General features: G+C 49.1%; 12 protein-coding genes. 10 read left to right on the top strand and 2 right to left on the bottom strand.

Features of this window, described 5'->3' with window-relative positions:
* The first annotated feature begins 12 nt into the window (after window positions 1-12).
* From H6F88_RS07685 to H6F88_RS07670, 4 genes are all read left to right on the top strand, one after another.
* Window positions 13-378 (top strand): response regulator, encoded by a 366-nt coding sequence (locus H6F88_RS07685; protein WP_190642155.1) that lies wholly within the window; start codon window positions 13-15, stop codon window positions 376-378.
* Between the two features lie 152 nt (window positions 379-530).
* Window positions 531-1,115: a chemotaxis protein CheW gene (locus H6F88_RS07680; RefSeq protein WP_190642154.1), complete on the top strand. Its 585-nt coding sequence runs from the start codon at window positions 531-533 to the stop codon at window positions 1,113-1,115.
* A 53-nt stretch (window positions 1,116-1,168) separates the two neighbouring features.
* Window positions 1,169-3,682, top strand: a complete 2,514-nt coding sequence (locus H6F88_RS07675; protein WP_190642153.1) for a methyl-accepting chemotaxis protein — start codon at window positions 1,169-1,171, stop codon at window positions 3,680-3,682.
* A 70-nt stretch (window positions 3,683-3,752) separates the two neighbouring features.
* A complete protein-coding gene (locus H6F88_RS07670; RefSeq protein ID WP_190642152.1) occupies window positions 3,753-7,358 on the top strand; it encodes a hybrid sensor histidine kinase/response regulator in 3,606 nt (1,201 codons plus the stop codon).
* A 40-nt stretch (window positions 7,359-7,398) separates the two neighbouring features.
* On the opposite strand, the gene H6F88_RS07665 is transcribed toward H6F88_RS07670, so the two are convergent.
* Window positions 7,399-8,277, bottom strand: a complete 879-nt coding sequence (locus H6F88_RS07665) for a DMT family transporter (RefSeq protein ID WP_190642151.1) — start codon at window positions 8,275-8,277, stop codon at window positions 7,399-7,401.
* On the bottom strand, window positions 8,274-8,759 hold the full coding sequence (locus H6F88_RS07660; RefSeq protein WP_242050443.1) for a MarR family transcriptional regulator: 486 nt from the start codon (window positions 8,757-8,759) through the stop codon (window positions 8,274-8,276). The genes H6F88_RS07665 and H6F88_RS07660 overlap by 4 nt, the downstream gene beginning before the upstream one ends.
* Window positions 8,760-8,925: 166 nt before the next feature.
* On the opposite strand from H6F88_RS07660, the gene H6F88_RS07655 reads away from it, so the two are divergent.
* From H6F88_RS07655 to H6F88_RS07630, 6 genes are all read left to right on the top strand, one after another.
* The gene (locus tag H6F88_RS07655) at window positions 8,926-9,918 is read left to right on the top strand and encodes a ligase-associated DNA damage response exonuclease (protein ID WP_190642149.1); all 993 of its coding nucleotides are present in this window, start codon (window positions 8,926-8,928) and stop codon (window positions 9,916-9,918) included.
* Complete coding sequence (locus H6F88_RS07650; protein ID WP_190642148.1) at window positions 9,918-11,534, top strand: ATP-dependent DNA ligase; 1,617 nt, start codon at window positions 9,918-9,920, stop codon at window positions 11,532-11,534. Before H6F88_RS07655 ends, H6F88_RS07650 begins: the two co-directional genes overlap by 1 nt.
* 358 nt (window positions 11,535-11,892) lie before the next feature.
* On the top strand, window positions 11,893-12,627 hold the full coding sequence (locus H6F88_RS07645; protein ID WP_190642147.1) for a PEP-CTERM sorting domain-containing protein: 735 nt from the start codon (window positions 11,893-11,895) through the stop codon (window positions 12,625-12,627).
* A gap of 117 nt (window positions 12,628-12,744) precedes the next feature.
* Window positions 12,745-13,026 carry an acyltransferase family protein gene (locus tag H6F88_RS07640; protein ID WP_190642280.1) on the top strand — a complete coding sequence of 94 codons (282 nt, stop codon included), beginning with the start codon at window positions 12,745-12,747 and terminating at the stop codon, window positions 13,024-13,026.
* A gap of 132 nt (window positions 13,027-13,158) precedes the next feature.
* Entirely contained in the window at window positions 13,159-15,351 is a 2,193-nt protein-coding gene (ppk1, locus tag H6F88_RS07635; RefSeq protein WP_190642146.1) for a polyphosphate kinase 1, read from the top strand.
* Window positions 15,352-15,394: 43 nt separating this feature from the next.
* The gene (locus H6F88_RS07630; RefSeq protein WP_190642145.1) at window positions 15,395-16,312 is read left to right on the top strand and encodes a glutaminase; all 918 of its coding nucleotides are present in this window, start codon (window positions 15,395-15,397) and stop codon (window positions 16,310-16,312) included.
* The last annotated feature ends 260 nt before the right edge of the window (window positions 16,313-16,572 follow it).

The raw sequence follows: 16,572 nt of genomic DNA, 5'->3' as shown, positions 1-16,572 counted from the left end.
GAGGTGAATGCGATGGGTACGGCGCTAGTTGTGGATGACTCGCTAACAGATATGCAGATTTTGATTCACTGTTTGCAGCAAGGCGGGGTAAATGTCTTAGTTGCTCAAAGTGGAGAAGAAGCCTTAGCAACGATTACCAAACAAAAACCTGATGTTGTGGTTTTAGACGTTGTACTGCCAGGACGCAGCGGCTTTGAGGTCTGTCGAGAATTAAAAGAAAGAGCCGACACCAGCGATATTCCTGTGATTATTTGCTCGACCAAAGGCAGTGCGATGGATAAGTTTTGGGGCATGAAGCAGGGAGCTGCTGCCTACCTATCCAAACCCATTGATCAAGAAGAGTTTTTACGCACGGTTAAGCAACTGATCAAACCCTAATCGCAACTTACAGCAGTTTCCACTTCGATCAACCACAAGTCCCTGTAGGGGCAGTTTGCGAACTGCCCCTACGCTATGGCTTACCCATCCGAAAATGGCTGTAATTCCTGGCTCAGTTCTGAACAAACTTTGAACGAATTCTGGACAAATTAATGTCTAACTTTCTGTCAATTTCAGATTCCGGGTCACCGTCTGCTCATTTGCAGCTTGCATCATCTGCGCCAGCGCAAGATATTGTTTCTGCTAGTTCCGGCGCAAGTGAGCAGTTCTTGCGGCTATATCTTTTTCCAAATGCCACCGTTCTTTTGCCCATTCAGCAATTGTCGGAAGTGCTGACCTTGCCAACAGAACGAGTTACCCCCATTCCGCATATGCCGGACTGGGTCATGGGAGTTTACAACTGGCGAGGTGAGATCTTATGGACGGTGGACTTGGGGCACCTGTGTGGCTTTATGCCCTGGTACCAACAAGCAACTAATGTTTCAGCCTTTCCTGCTGTAATCCTTCAGGTTCGTAACCACAAAGCAGGCTCTGCTCGAAACCAAATGCTAGGTCTAGTCGTTAATCGAGTCGAAGACATTGAGTGGTGCGACCCAGAAATGATTCAGCCCCTACCTCGCACAGCCGTCTCGCCGCAGCTAGCGCCTTTTTTGCGAGGCTACTGGTGGAAGTCAGGTGGCGATATGTTGGCGGTTTTGGATGGGGAAGCCATCATTCGGGCGATGCCTCAGTCTTAGCAACAGGACTCAGTTCCTAATTCCCAAGCTCTCTTGATGACAAGGTTGATACCATGACTCCGACTCCTTCTCAGTCCAGTTGGCAGAATGCTACCCAAGTCCATACTCCGGTGCTTGAGGAAACTCAGGTTGAGCAGGGGGCAACTCCTGACTTTAAAGGTGATCAGGTTCCGACCCAATCCTCACCACTGGAAAGGAAGCGTCGGATTTCGCTGCGTCTGCTCCTGGTTGTGCCTGTTGTGCTGCAAATCTTCGGTGCGGTGGGGTTAGTGGGCTATCTCTCCTATCGAAATGGACAGCAAGCAGTGAATGACCTGGCTGGACAGCTTGAGAATGAGGTCAGCAGCCGGATTGAGCAGAACCTCTTGGATTATGTGGAAACGCCGCATTTGATTAACCAGGTGAATGCGGACGCGATTCGAGCAGGTTGGCTGAATGTACAAGATCCGGTAGCTGTGGGGCGGCATTTTTGGAAGCAGATTCAACTGTTTGATTCGATTGGCTATATTCAGTTCGGCTCAGAACAACGGGAATTTGTCGGTCTTGAGCGATTGGCAGATGGAAGTTTGCGGCTAGATTTGAGCAACGAATCTACTGGGTTTAACTACCGCACTTATGCGACGGATGCTCAGGGCAATTCGGCAAATTTGTTAAATGAAAGCGGCAGTCACGATCCACGGGTGCGCCCCTGGTATACCGCTTCGGTGGAGGCAGGTGAGCCAACCTGGAGTGAAATTTATCCTTATTTTGCGTCGCCCAAGCTGGCGATTACTGCGGTACAGCCCTACTACGGGGCGAACGGTCAACTGGTGGGCGTGTTGGGAAATGACCTGACGCTTTCCCAGCTGAATCAGTTTTTGCAGGAAATTGAAGTGGGTAAGTCTGGGCTGGCGTTTATCGTGGAACGCTCTGGAGACATTGTGGCTTCTTCAACCGAGGAAGAGCCATTTCGGGTGAGCAATGAGGGTGAAGAAGTTCTGCGGCTTCCAGCAGTGGAGAGTGAGGTGCCGCTAATTCGCGCTAGTGCGACTTATTTAAATGAGACGTTTGGTGAACTGGCTAAGGTTGAGTCAGAGACGCAAAGCAGCTTTGAGGTGAATGGCGATCGCCACTTCCTCCAGGTCACGCCCTTTAAAGATGAACGCGGACTGGACTGGCTGATTGTAGTTGTTCTGCCCCAGTCCGACTTTACTGCTCAAATTGATGCCAATACCCGTACTACGGTACTGCTTTCTCTGGCTGCGCTGGGGGTAGCGATCGCCGTTAGTCTTGCTACCTCGCGGTGGATTATGCGACCGATAGAGGAGCTAAACCAGGCATCAAGGGCGATCGCGCAAGGAGATCTAGACCAGGTTGTGCAGGTAAAAGGCGTGGATGAACTGAGCAAGTTAGGCCACTCCTTCAACCAAATGACAGCGCAACTGCGAAACTCCTTCAGCACGCTAGAAGAAACTAATCAAGCCCTAGAAGAAACCAACCAAGCCCTGGAAGCACGAGTTGTCCAACGCACCGTCGAACTACAGCAAGCCAGAGAAACTGCCGACCAAGCCAAAGAACTCTCCGAACAAACCAAAGAAGAGCTACAGCAACGCGCCTTGCAACTGTTGCAAGAAGTAGACCCGATTCGACACGGCGACCTGACCGTTCGCGCTCGTGTCACTGCTGACGAGATTGGTACTGTTGCCGACTCTTACAACGCGACAGTGGAAAGCTTGCAGAAGATTGTGGCACAGGTGCAAGCCGCTGCCACTCAAGTAGACCAGGCAACACGCGACAACGAAGCCTCGGTGCAAAATCTCTCGGAGGAAGCATTGCGGCAATCCGCTGAAATTAGCACCGCCCTCGATCGCATTGAAGAAATGTCCGAAGTGGTGCAAGCCGTCGCCATCAGTGCCGAACAAGCCGAAGCTGCTGCTCAACAAGCTGCTCAAACGGTGGATGAAGGCGATGCAGCAATGAACCGCACCGTTGATGGAATCCAAGCGATTCGAGCCACTGTTGCTGAAACTGCTAAGAAGGTAAAGCACCTAGGGGAGTCGTCGCAACGTATCTCAGCAGTGGTGGAGTTGATTGGCAGCTTTGCCGCTCAGACAAACATGCTCGCGCTCAATGCATCGATTGAAGCCTCTCGTGCCGGAGAAGAAGGACGCGGCTTTGCCGTTGTTGCCGCAGAAGTGCGAGTGCTCGCCAGACAATCAGCAGAAGCAACCGAAGAAATCAGGAAGCTGGTAGCAAGCATTCAAGCAGAGACGAATGAAGTAGTCGCAACGATGGAGTCAGGCACCGAGCAGGTCGTCAGTGGAACCCGACTAGTGGATGAAACGCGACAAAGCCTGAACAAGATTACGGCTGCCACGGCTCAAATTAGTCGTCAGGTGAAAGCAATTGCTCAAGCGGCAACGATGCAAACGGAAGCATCGAAAACGGTGACGCAGACGATGCAAGGGGTGGTGCTGATTGCCAACCGTACTTCAGAGGAAGCGGCTCAGGTGGCTGCTTCATTTGAGCAACTGCGGCAGGTGGCTCAGGATCTCCAGATTGAAGTGAGTCAGTTCAGAGTTAGCTAATCCTCATTCTGTTGGGTTTCGCTTTGCTTCACCCAACCTACTTTCCAATCCCCAATTCTCACCCTGCATCATGGCAATCAACCCTGATATTCGCGACCAAGCCTATCAATTTTTTATTCAAGAGGCTCCTGAGCTGTTGCAGGTGATTGAATCTGGGTTGCTGACGTTGCAGCAGGAGCGCAATACAACCAAAGTTCATAACTTAATGCGGGCGGCCCACTCGATTAAGGGAGGTGCTGCTAGCGTGGGCTTGGAAGCGATCGCCACCCTGGCACATCGTCTAGAAAACATCTTTAAAGCGCTCTACAGCGACAGCCTAATCGTTGATGCTGAGCTAGAAGACCAGTTGCTCCAGGCTTATGATTGCCTGCGATTGCCCCTGATGTTGCGGATTACGATGGGTTCCTTTGATGCTGAGCAAGCCCTGGCGATCGCCGAACCCATTTTTAGTCAAATTGAGGAACGCTTTGGCGATGCCCTCACCCAAACGGAAAACTATATTCCTAGTTCTTCTGATTTGGGGGTTGATATGATTTCCTCAATTCTGGAAATCGATGTAGCGCAAGGATTAGAGCGTCTTGCCGCAGTTGTCGCTAACCCCCAAAACTATGAAGTCGCAGGTGAATTGCGCGCTCAGGTAGAAGTTTTTGCGGGTTTCGCTGAGTTGATGAATCTGTCGGAATTTGAGGCGATCGCTGAAACAGTAAAAATAGCTTTGAATGCTAACCCTGACCGAGTGCTAGAAATTACCAAACTAGCAATGGCTGACTTTGAACGCAGCAGACAAGCCGTGTTGGCTGGCGGAGTAAATCAGTTGGAGTCGGGTCAAGGCGCTCCCTCTGAAGCTTTGATAGCGCTGACGGTTCCTGCTGCGCCAGTTGCGTCATCCGTCTCCACCACTGAATCTCTCACCATTGATGCGGCAATCCCCTTACTCCAAGATATTTTTGGCGATGGAGTTAGCCCGTTTGATCTGCCTATTCAGTCACAAGATACAAATCAGGAGGCTATTGGCGATCGCTTAGATATTACTCAAACCGATGATCAGCTTGATTTAGAGATAGATCCAATAGCAGTCTACGAAACAATTTGCGAAGTCGATCTGTTAATGGGTGAAGCGGAACTGGTAACCCGCAGTATCCCCAACCCCATGAACCTTGAGGAACCGTTGAATGTTGAGTGGGTTGCTTATTTATCAGAGTCAGCAAAAACGCTGGCTTCTTCTGACGTACTCACGCCGACGGAAACCGCATCTGAAGAGGCTTCAACCGAGAGTTTTGTCAATACTTCTATCCTGCCAGAGCTACAGAATGTTGATCTACTCCGGAGTGATATCTCTGATAATGTACCTGAAAATATAGAGTCTGCTATTCAATCGATTGAACAGATCTTCGATCGCTTTCCCCAGATGCAGTCCTCTGAGCAATCTTTGCCAGATCCAACTTCTAATTCCTCAACGAATGCACTGCAAGTTCCTTCACCAGTAGATCTCCCTGGAGCAATTCAACCGAGTCAAATTCAGCCCCATCAAAGTAGCGCGATCGCTCCCAATAAATCTGCTGATCGGCGAACGGCGATCGCCACCAACCTCAGCAAAAGACCCCACCCCCCTATTCAGCAAGGGGAAGCGGTGATCACGCCAAATCTCACCGTTCGAGTTGGCTCAGAACGACTTGAACGAATGAACAACTTGGTCGGTGAACTGGCAATCAACCGAGATGGTCTTTCCCTACAAAATGAGCAGCTTCAGACCTCTCTCAAGGAATTGCTAAGCCGCTTTGCTCGATTTCGAGACACCGTGAGTCATCTGCGAGAATTGTCTGACCAAATGTTGGTGGAGCCAGAGCGCCGCAGCTCTCGCTGGGAATCGTTGTCAGCCAGCCAAACCAATACAGAACCAACAGAAAAGTTTCCAACTCGTGCGTTTAACCCTGTTCCGGCTACGTCTGTCACTTCTGCCCTGGCAGAGTTTGACCCGCTAGAGATGGATAGCTATGGGGCTTTACATACTCAAATCCAGGAAATTTTAGAAGATATCGCACAGCTTGAAGAAACCGTAGACGACGTTTCTTTATTTGCTGGACACTCTAACCAAATTTTGGATCAACAGCGAAGCATGTTGACTCAGCTTCGAGATGAGTTGATCTGGGCCAGGATGTTTCCGCTGGGCGAGGTGATCAATCGCTTTCCTCGGATGATTCGTGACTTGTCCACGACCTATCACAAACCCGTCGCACTGAAGCTGTCGGGAGCAGGAGTGCTAGTGGATAAAGCGATTCTAGAGAGACTGTTTGATCCGTTGCTGCATTTACTCCGAAATGCATTTGACCACGGAATTGAGCCTGTCAACGTAAGACAGCAGCGAGGCAAACCAGAGCAAGGACAAATTGAGATACGGGCTTATCACAAAGGCAATCAAACAATTATTCAGGTCAGGGACGATGGTCAGGGGCTAGATTTAAATCGGATTCGGAGTCGAGCGATCGCACTAGGTTGGATAGACGCAGAACAGGCTGCGACCCTAGACCCTGCTCAACTGTACGAACTCATCTTTGAACCAGGATTTTCCACTGCCCGTCAGGTGACAGAGCTATCGGGACGGGGCGTAGGGTTAGATGTGGTGCGATCGCAATTGCGATTGATCAAAGGCACGGTCACCGTTACCTCTACGCCTGGACGGGGCACCATTTTCACCCTATATCTACCCCTTACCTTAACCATTGCCAAACTGGTGATTTGTCTGATTGGCCCTACTGCCGTGGCATTGCCCGCCGACAGCATCGAAGAAATTCTGAATCCGCAACCGGGACAAGTGCGACGGTCAGGCACTCAGCGTTACCTGAACTGGCGAGAACAAATTATTCCCACTTACCGTTTAGCAGACTTGCTCAGCTACAGTTGCCCGTTGCCCGAAAATCCGCCCAGCAAGGCTTTGTCCACCATTTCATTGCCCAAAGATTGGTCGCTGCCGATGCTGGTGTTGCGCCAAGAGCAGCAAATCTTTGCCCTGGAAGTCGATCGCCTGGTGACAGAGCAAGAACTCGTGATTAAACCCTTTGGATTGGCGATCGCCCCTCCCAGCTATGCATACGGCTGCACCATTTTAGGGGACGGTAGCCTGGTTCCTGTGATTGACGGGGCGGCGCTTCTGGCGCTGAGTCTCAATCAACCGACAACCGCAACGCTGATCACAGCAGAATATGAGCCAATGCCTGCTACACAGCCGCAGGCATTATCTCCTGCCAAAAAGCCACCTGCGATTAAAATGGCTCAAAGCCCAACGGTCTTGATCATTGATGATTCTGCGACGCTGCGGCGAACAGCAGCGATCTCTTTAGAAAGGGCAGGCTTTCGGGTAACGCAGGCAAGAGATGGACGAGAGGCGATCGACCAATTGCAACATGCCACGGTGCAAATCATTGTGTGTGATATTGAGATGCCCAACATGAATGGCTTTGAGTTCCTGAGTCAGCGCCGCAAAGACGCAAAGTTGGTGGCTATTCCCATCGTCATGCTTACCTCTCGGAGTAATGAAAAACATCGCTGGCTTGCCAACCAGCTGGGAGCTAGCGCCTACTTTACGAAGCCCTATCTGGAACAGGAATTTATTACTACTCTGAAAAATATGCTGGATATGCCTGGTAAAGCGCTAGCTGCGATCGCCCAATCCACTTAATACTTCTGGGCTTAAACTCGATTGGCATTGCTCATGTCGATTACACTGTCTGAAGCTTGTTGGCAAAATAGGACGATGCAATAATCAATCCGGCTCCTACCCACTGAATTAAACTGGGTCGTTCACCGAGGATCAAAATCGCACTGGTTACACCAAAGACCGGAATGAGCGCGACGTAAAAAGCAGCGTGGCTGACTGGCAGATTTTGCAAGGCAGTTAAATAGAGCAAGAACGCCAAAGCATACTGCATAACGCCTGACCCGACTGCAAGCAGCCAAAAGGGAAGTGAAATATGGGCGGCATTCACTTCATAGTTTGAATTTAGAACTGACAAAGCACTAAAACATAGCACCGTTACCATTAAACCGACAAACTGCTGGGAAGCAGTAAGCTGTAATGGATCTGAGTTAGCAATCTGTTGCTTGCTCAAAATCACATAAAATACCGCAAAGAGAGTGCCAAGCAGCACGAGCAAATCGCCGCTAAATGAGGCATAGTTTGTGCCTTCATCCCTCAACAGCAGCAGGCATACGCCTACAAAGCTAATCCCAGCTAGCAAAAATTTTATCCGAGTGAGTTTCTCACCTAGGAAGACTGCGGCAAACAAAACTGTCAGAATCACTTCAGAAGAGCCAATTAATGTTGCTTTGCTGGCAGTGGTCATTTCTACGCCAAAGGTTCCGACCATGTAAGCAAGAGCCGGTTCAAAAATTCCTGCAAAACCTTGTTTAAGGTTGCTCCAGGAAAACGGCAGTTGGCGATTTTGGCAATAGCAGGCGATCGCCAGAAAGCTGACACTGGACAGCAGTTGAATAATCAGCAGCGTGGTGGGCCTAATTTCTGAGAGAGCAATTTTAGTGAGCGTTAGCCCTACTCCCCAGCAAAAGGCGTAGCTCAGAGCAATAACGATTGGGTTCATGGATTTACCATCTGACAATATTTCTGTTCAACGGGGCAGCGATCGCCCGGACACACTTCTTCCTCACACAGACGACAAATCGCAAAGGCGCGCAACTCGCTCGTCGTCATTGCGGAGAGCATCTTTTCCAAAAGCTGAGTTAACTGTGCGGATTCATCAGCCGTAAGCGAATTAACCGCAGCTTGCAACGGTTTTCGCCGCTCAGCCAAAATTGTTTTGCGCCGTTCATGTCCTGCATCCGTGAGAAACAAGGCAAGCGTTCGACCATCTACGCCAGCCCTGCGCTCAACCAGTCCCTGCGCTTCTAGGCGATCGATTAAACGCACTGTTCCAGGATGTGAAAGGTCTAGAATTTGCCGCAGCGCATTAATCGAAAGTCCAGGTTCTACACCTAATGTGACCAGTGCAGCAGGCGTTTCGCCTCCATGTCCGGCATTTTCCTCAACCGCAGCACTCAAGCCATCAACGATGCTCAAAGCCATAGCACCTAAAAGGTTCAGGATTCGCTCTTGATCCATAGGTAGAATTCGCGAAGTATGTATGCATTATGCATATTTATGGACTGGATGTAAAGGAGAGGTTTGTCTCATGTCCAGGAGGTAAACGTTAAGCTAAAACTATTCGTTTTGGAAAGAGTCGTTGCGCTTCATGTCATTGATTACCGTGCGTCAGGAAGGGTTGTACTGTGAGCAGGGAGGGTTTTATATTGACCCCTGGCGATCGGTAGACTGTGCCCTGATTACGCATGCCCACTCTGACCACGCCCGTTCTGGCGCAAATCAATACATTGCTACTTGCCTCTCCGAAGGGGTTTTGAGGAAACGTCTGGGCGATGAGATCAATCTTCAGGGAGTTGAATATCGCGAAAAACTAAAGTTAGGGAATACCTTGGTTTCCTTTCACTCTGCTGGTCATGTGCTTGGCTCAGCTCAAATTAGAGTGGAATGTGGCGATCAGGTTTGGGTCGTGTCAGGAGACTACAAGCGTTGTGCAGACCCGACTTGTGACCCGTTTGAAGTTATTCCCTGTGACGTGTTTATCACCGAAGCAACTTTTGGTTTACCCATTTATGAGTGGGATATGGGAGAGGAAACCTGCCGCCAGATTTACCAGTGGTGGCAGAGTGATTTAGAACGACCTTCTCTACTGTTCTGCTACTCTTTTGGGAAAGCGCAACGGATATTGGGTGAGTTGTGCAAATTCAGCGATCGCCCCGTATATGTGCATGGTGCAGTTCACGTCTTGACCGAAATCTACAGACAGGTCGGCGTGAAAATGCTAGAAACTATTTCCACTACTGAGATGCCTCGCAGCCACAAATACACTGGCGATCTGGTGTTGGCTCCTCCTTCCGCGCACCGTTCCAGCTGGATGAAACGCTTTGTGCAGCCCCAAACCGCTTTTGCATCAGGCTGGATGGCGGTTCGAGGTGCCCGACGCAGACGGGGTTACGAACGGGGATTTGTGCTGTCTGACCACGCGGACTGGTCCGGTTTAGTTAATACGATTTTGCAAACGGGTGCTAAAACGGTGTACGTGACTCATGGGCAGTCCGAAGTTCTTTCCCGTTACTTACATGAAACCTATGACTTAAATGCTCAGCCCTTAAAGACTTTGTTTGAAGGGGAAGGAGATATCTAATGAAACGGTTTTCTCAACTGTTTCAGCAGGTTGACGCAACCACCTCGACGAATGAAAAAGTAAGAGCGTTGCGGCAATATTTCTATGATGAAATTCCTGAGAATGCGGTTTGGGCAATCTATCTGTTTTTGGGCAAAACTCGCAAGCGGCTGATTACCTCCCGAGTGTTGAGGGATGTCTTTCTGCAAATATCTGATATTCCAGAGTGGTTGTTTGAAGATTGCTACGCCCATGTAGGAGATTCAGCCGAAACGATCGCCCTATTGCTGCGCCACAGCCCCCTGGAGTCTCAGGAGAAAGTGGATCGCCCCTTACACGAGTGGATGGAAAAGGTAATTCCCCAGGTTAAAACGGTTCAATCTGAGGGGGAATTGCGGGATTTAGTGGTGTCCTGGTGGGCTTCACTAGAAGACACAGAAATTTTTGTCTTAAACAAAGTTTTGACGGGTGCATTTCGGGTTGGCGTGTCCGAGAAGCTATTAGTGAAGGCATTATCAGCAGAGTACAACTTACCCGAATCGGTTTTGGCCCATCGGCTGATGGGTGACTTTGAGCCGTCGATAAACTTCTATCGTCAACTGATTCAAACAGACAATGAGGAACTTGCCCCCAGTCAGCCTTACCCTTTCTTCCTGGCTTCTCCATTAGATGAAGATCGTTTTCAGGAAGAAGAACCCGCTAGATGGCAAGCCGAGTGGAAGTGGGATGGCATTCGCGCCCAGATTATTAAACGAGCGGATGAGGTATTTATCTGGTCACGCGGAGAAGATCTGATTACTCAGCAGTTTCCAGAATTGGTGGAGGGGTTTCAGCTACTTCCCAATGGGCATGTAGTGGATGGGGAAATTTTGTGCTGGGAGGGCGACCGTCCCATGAATTTCAATGCTCTGCAAAAGCGACTGGGACGAAAATCAGTCACCAAAAAGCTGCTGGCAGAAAACCCAGTTCACTTTATTGCTTATGATCTGCTGGAACATAACAGTCAGGATATTCGAGAAAAACCTTTGCTCGAACGGCGAAACCTTCTGGCTGAGCTGTTAACTTCCCTTTCTACTAGTCTGACAACCGTTTCCACTTCACTAAGCTTTTCGTCTTTTGCGGATTTGCAGGAGTTAAGGGAGCGATCGCGCCAGCAAGGGGCAGAAGGGCTAGTGATCAAAGCCAAAGACAGTCCTTATCGGGTTGGGCGCAAACGCGGCTACTGGTGGAAATACAAAGTCAATCCAATGTCGCTAGATGCAGTCCTGATTTATGCTCAGGCAGGCACGGGCAAACGAGCAAACCTGTTTACGGACTACACCTTTGCCCTCTGGCACAACGGAGAACTCGTCTCCTTTGCCAAAGCCTACTCAGGGTTAGACAATGACGAAATTAACGAGCTAGACAAATGGATTCGCAGACATACAATCGAAAAGTTTGGTCCGGTTCGCTCGGTTGAGCCGATCCAGGTCTTCGAGATTGGATTTGAGGGCATCACCGAGTCAAAGCGTCATAAATCGGGTATTTCGGTTAGATTTCCGCGAATTCTGCGCTGGCGTAAAGATAAGCCCGTTGAAGAAATAGACACGCTCCAGACTGCCTTTGAATTGCTTAAAACGATAGAGCAATCTAATTAATTAGGTCATAGAGTTCATTATCCGAAAAAATACTGAGCCCACAATCGGATTGTACGGACACGATGTATCGGTTCTTAGAGAAGACGAAATTAGGATTGAGCAACTCTTTTAAAAGACATCATTTTTTAGGCAAAAGCTAATATTAGCACGAGTTTCAGGTTTTCTAGAATGTTTATTTTTCAACACTGCCCAATAAATTCACAGAGGTAAAGCCTATTATTTCTTAATGAAAGGTAAAGTCTGCTACTTTTTTGCTGAAGTCTGCGTGAAGTGCTGTGCAGTACGTAGCGAATGCTACATACTGAAGAGGTAACAGGTGAACAACCTCTCGCCGCTTCTTCAAAAGAAAGCTTTAAACATGAAAATGACTGCATTTCTGCCTACTGCTGTAGGTGCTTTGGCGATCGCTCTCTCCGCTTCACTTCCAGCTCAAGCATTTACCTTTTCATTTGGCTCAAGCAGCCAATCTTCTAACCCTCAGGCAACAGGTGCTTCAGCCCTACTGACCTTCGACTTTAGCGAGGTAGTTGGCAACTCCAATGCAATCAAAGTTGACCTCAAGATTGAAAATACGACAGGCGACTCAATTTTTGGGGCTGGCGCAACCTCTTCAAAGCTGACCGGAATCGCTCTCGATCTATTGCCTGGTCTGACCGCTAGTTCATTCGTAGGCGACCAGTATCTTGATACCTTCCTAACTAATGTCAACTTCACTCCTTTCAGCAACTCTGCGGACAACTTCAGCATTGGAATTGCTGACAACAACAACTTTGAAGCCGGCAATGCCAATGCTGCCTTACCTCAAGGAGCAACATCTCAAATTAGCTTTGTGGTTAGTGGCTTTACTCCCGGAAAGACAGCAGCAGAATTGGAAGCAGATTTTCTTGCTGCCTACTCTAATTCCAAAGATGGAATTGACATCGCAGCTCGCTTCCAGCAAGTGAATGCAGGAGAAGGGAGCGATAAGCTGCTTGGTGGAATGCCGGGTGAGGATGATGATGAGGTGACGGTTCCTGAGCCTGCTACTGTCCTCGGCTTAAGCCTGATTGGTGGTGTATTTGCAACCCGTCGTCGCAAGCCGTGCCAAGCATAGTCGGAAAGCTTGCGTGTTAGTCGTGTATTCCTTGAATAAGTAGAAACGAAAGTTTAAAGTCCTCAGATTCTTGGAATTTGAGGATTTTGATTTTTTGGGCGATCGCTCGTTTGGAGTATTTGGGAAACCACCATTTGCATTGGCTTGTGTATTGGCATCTTGGTGCTGTTCCGTGAATACCTCAACAAGCAAGGCAAGTGGGAACAATGGTTGTCTGATAACGCTTACGTGGTTTATCTCATTCACGTCGTGATTGTAATTGGACTACAAGTTGGGTTTGCCCCGCTGCCAATTCCACCGTTGCTTAAATTTTTTGGAGTGACCCTGATTGGGGTACCCCTGTGTTTTGTGTTTAGCCACTACCTCCGAAAATTGCCGATCGCCAGCACGATTCTCTAGCAATATTGCAGCAGCATGTAGATTAAAAAAGGACCAGCACCCTATTGCTGATTGCGTCAGATGTTTGCAGGAAGACTTTCGCTTTAGGGTTATTTCTGGGAGTATCCTAAATAACTTTTCTCAGGCAGAGCTATGACTACCGCGAAGAATATTACTCCAGAAGTGAACTTGAGCGACCTATCTCAGCGTTATCTGAATCGGGAACTGAGTTGGCTGGAGTTTAACAAGCGGGTGCTGCATGAGGCATTAGATTCTCGCGTTCCCCTACTGGAGCGACTCAAATTTGTTGCTATTTTTAGCACGAACCTGGATGAGTTTTTTATGGTGCGGGTAGCTGCAATCAAAGAACAGATTGAAGCTCAGGTCAGTAAATTGACCCCCGATGGACTCACTCCCCAGGAACAGCTTGATCTGATTTGTCCGCATCTGCGTCCAATGGTGACTCAGCAACACCGTCACTTTGAGCAAGAACTGCGTCCAAAACTAGCGGAGAAAGGTATCCATATTCTGAACTATATGGATTTGACTCAAGAGCAGCGGCTTTACCTGCGGCACTTTTTTGAAGAGCGAATTTTTCCGGTATTAACGCCGCTAGCAGTCGATCCGGGGCATCCGTTTCCCCATATTTCTAATCTCAGTTTGAACTTAGCCGTGGTGGCAAAAGATCCAGAAACGGGAACCGAACATTTTGCCAGAGTAAAGGTGCCAAATATTTTGCCGCGATTTGTGGTGTTGCCGGAGGAGTTGCAGCGGCAAAACGGACAGCACACCGTTTGGGCAGGCGTACCGTTAGAACAGGTGATTGCCCACAACCTGGAGTTTTTGTTTGCGGGGATGAATATCCAGGAATATTATCTGTTTCGGGTGACGCGAGATGCCGATATCGCGGTGCAGGAGGATGAGGCAGATGACCTGCTGCTGGCGATCGAACAGGGGCTCCGCAGGCGGCGAATGGGCGGATTTGTGGTGCGATTAGAGATCCAAACCTCCACGCCTGGCTGGGTGCGACGAACACTGATGCGAGAAATGGATTTGGCTGAGAATGATGTGTATGAGGTAGACGGGCTGCTCAATCTAAAAGATTTGATGGCTCTCATGGGGTTACCGTTGCCTGAGCTAAAGGACAAACCCTGGGCTCCCGTTGCCCCACCTCGCTTGCAGGCGGCGATCGCCTCCCACGATGACCTCCTCAGCCAGGAAGCTCACGAAGATTTTTTCTCGGTGATTCGCCAACGCGATTTACTGGTACACCATCCCTATGAATCTTTTTCGGCATCGGTACAGCAATTCATCACACAGGCGGCGGCTGACCCGAACGTACTGGCGATCAAGATGACCCTCTACCGCACTTCAGGAGACTCCCCAATTGTCAAAGCCCTGATTGCTGCGGCTGAAAATGGTAAACAGGTAGTTGCCCTGGTGGAGCTAAAAGCCCGCTTTGATGAGGAGAACAACATTCTCTGGGCACGGCGGCTAGAAAGTACCGGCGTGCATGTGGTGTATGGGCTAGTGGGGCTGAAAACGCATACCAAAGTGGTGCTGGTAGTGCGCCAGGAGGGCGATCCCAAAGGGAATGGCATAACCTCGCGCATTCGTCGCTATGTTCACATCGGTACGGGCAACTACAATCCCAAAACTGCCAGACTCTACACCGATCTAGGTTTGTTAAGCTGCCGAGAAGAGTTAGGTGCAGATTTGACTGATTTGTTTAATTACCTTACAGGCTGTTCTCGACAGAGCGCTTACCGCAAGCTACTGGTGGCTCCAGTCAATTTGCGTCATCGCATGACTGAATTGATTCGCCGCGAAACCCAACATAGCCGCAATGGAGATCAGGGACGCATCACTGCCAAGATGAATTCCCTGGTCGATCCGCAAATTATTGCCGCTCTATATGAAGCCTCTCAGGCAGGGGTAGAGATCGATGTCGTTGTGCGCGGCATGTGCTGTCTGCGCCCAGGCGTGAAAGGCATGAGTGAGAATATTCGGGTTATCAGTGTTGTGGGGCGCTATTTAGAGCACTCGCGTATCTTCTACTTTCACAATAATGGTCAGCCGGAGACGTTTATCGGTAGCGCTGACTGGATGCCTCGTAACCTCGATCGCCGCGTAGAAGCCGTTACCCCAATCGATGATCCAGAGATTGCCAAAACGTTAAAGGAATTATTGGATATTTTCTTATCCGATAACCGTCAAGCTTGGGAACTTCAGCCCAACGGTGAATATGTGCAGCGCCGCCCTACCAAAAATGAGCCTGAGTGCAACGCTCAAACTATCTTGATGGAAAAAACATTGCAATCGGTAGGAACATTGAAATCAGTGTAATCAGGATATTGCGATCGCCCAACCCTCAATCATGACAACTGGCATGACAACAGGACTAGCCCGATTAACCCAAAATCAGCTGATCAGATGGGCAGAGAGTGCCCAAAAGAGGGCAGTTCACGGGCGAGTCATCGAGCGTATTGATCAATTGGCTCAAGCCGATGCGCGCTGGTTTGCCGTTCAGATTGAGGTTGGGCTGGGCAATAGTTACTGCTGTGGCAACACAACGCTGACTTTTCCGCTGATGAGCGCGATCAAGCCATTTCTGCTGCTCTATCTGTTGGAGCGCTGGGGAGAACAGGAAGTCTTTCAACAGATTGGGGTTCAACCCTCTGATGCTCCCTTCAATTCTTTAAAGCAACTGATTGTCGATCGGGGTCGCCCTCGTAACCCAATGATTAACAGTGGGGCGATCGCCCTCACCGAAAAGTTACCTGGAGACAACGCAAGTCAGCGCTGCCAGAACCTGTGCGACTGGTTAAACGAGCGATCGGATGCTCAACTGTGGCTAGATGAGGAAATGCTTGCCTCAGTTCGTTTGGCAGGCAGAGAAGTCAATCAATCCCTTGCTCGTTACCTATCAGAAGCAGGATATTTAGAAAATTTGGAAGTGGCACTTGATGCTTATGAACAGATTTGCTGTTTGTCAGGTCAAGTGAAAGACCTGGCGCGCTTGGGTAAACTGCTAGCGATTGAAAGTGATTGGCTAAAGCCGCTCCATCGCCAGATCGTGAATGCAGTCATGCTGACTTGTGGTTTATACGAAGCATCCAGTCGCTTTGCCATTCGGATAGGACTGCCGATGAAGTCAGGAATTAGTGGAGCGCTGCTGGCAGTCGTACCCGGACAAGGGGCGATCGCCTGTTACGGTCCCGCTTTGGATAGTGTAGGAAATTCTGTTGCAGGTCTTGCCTTCATCGAAGCTTTATCAAAAGAATTACAGCTTAATCTATTTGGATAATCCATCATCTCTATAGTTGTAGCCAAAAAAGGTAGCAATACTCAGTCCTGCCACTCTTTTTTGGCTAACTTAAGTGACTAACATTTCCCTTTTTTGCACAAATCACCAAATATTGATATACATTTGTATGTGACAAGTGTGATAAATTATCCAATTCGCACTTTAATAGAGAAAGAAAGGATTGAAAGAGTAAGCAACAGTGCGGTAACTGCAGGTTCTTTTTTTCTGTGAAACCAGCCCTACATGAAACTTTCAACCTT

This window comes from Oculatella sp. FACHB-28, assembly GCF_014696015.1.
Lineage (GTDB): Bacteria > Cyanobacteriota > Cyanobacteriia > Elainellales > Elainellaceae > JAAUTN01.
The sequence above is the reverse complement of the archived record's forward strand: the minus strand, read 5'-3'. Positions and strand labels throughout refer to the sequence as shown.

Coding starts and splice junctions, on each gene's coding strand:
- H6F88_RS07685 (WP_190642155.1), top strand. CDS start 13: ATGGGTACGGCGCTAGTTGTGGATGACTCGCTAACAGATATGCAGATT.
- H6F88_RS07680 (WP_190642154.1), top strand. CDS start 531: ATGTCTAACTTTCTGTCAATTTCAGATTCCGGGTCACCGTCTGCTCAT.
- H6F88_RS07675 (WP_190642153.1), top strand. CDS start 1,169: ATGACTCCGACTCCTTCTCAGTCCAGTTGGCAGAATGCTACCCAAGTC.
- H6F88_RS07670 (WP_190642152.1), top strand. CDS start 3,753: ATGGCAATCAACCCTGATATTCGCGACCAAGCCTATCAATTTTTTATT.
- H6F88_RS07665 (WP_190642151.1), bottom strand. CDS start 8,277: ATGAACCCAATCGTTATTGCTCTGAGCTACGCCTTTTGCTGGGGAGTA.
- H6F88_RS07660 (WP_242050443.1), bottom strand. CDS start 8,759: ATGGCTTTGAGCATCGTTGATGGCTTGAGTGCTGCGGTTGAGGAAAAT.
- H6F88_RS07655 (WP_190642149.1), top strand. CDS start 8,926: ATGTCATTGATTACCGTGCGTCAGGAAGGGTTGTACTGTGAGCAGGGA.
- H6F88_RS07650 (WP_190642148.1), top strand. CDS start 9,918: ATGAAACGGTTTTCTCAACTGTTTCAGCAGGTTGACGCAACCACCTCG.
- H6F88_RS07645 (WP_190642147.1), top strand. CDS start 11,893: ATGAAAATGACTGCATTTCTGCCTACTGCTGTAGGTGCTTTGGCGATC.
- ppk1 (WP_190642146.1), top strand. CDS start 13,159: ATGACTACCGCGAAGAATATTACTCCAGAAGTGAACTTGAGCGACCTA.
- H6F88_RS07630 (WP_190642145.1), top strand. CDS start 15,395: ATGACAACAGGACTAGCCCGATTAACCCAAAATCAGCTGATCAGATGG.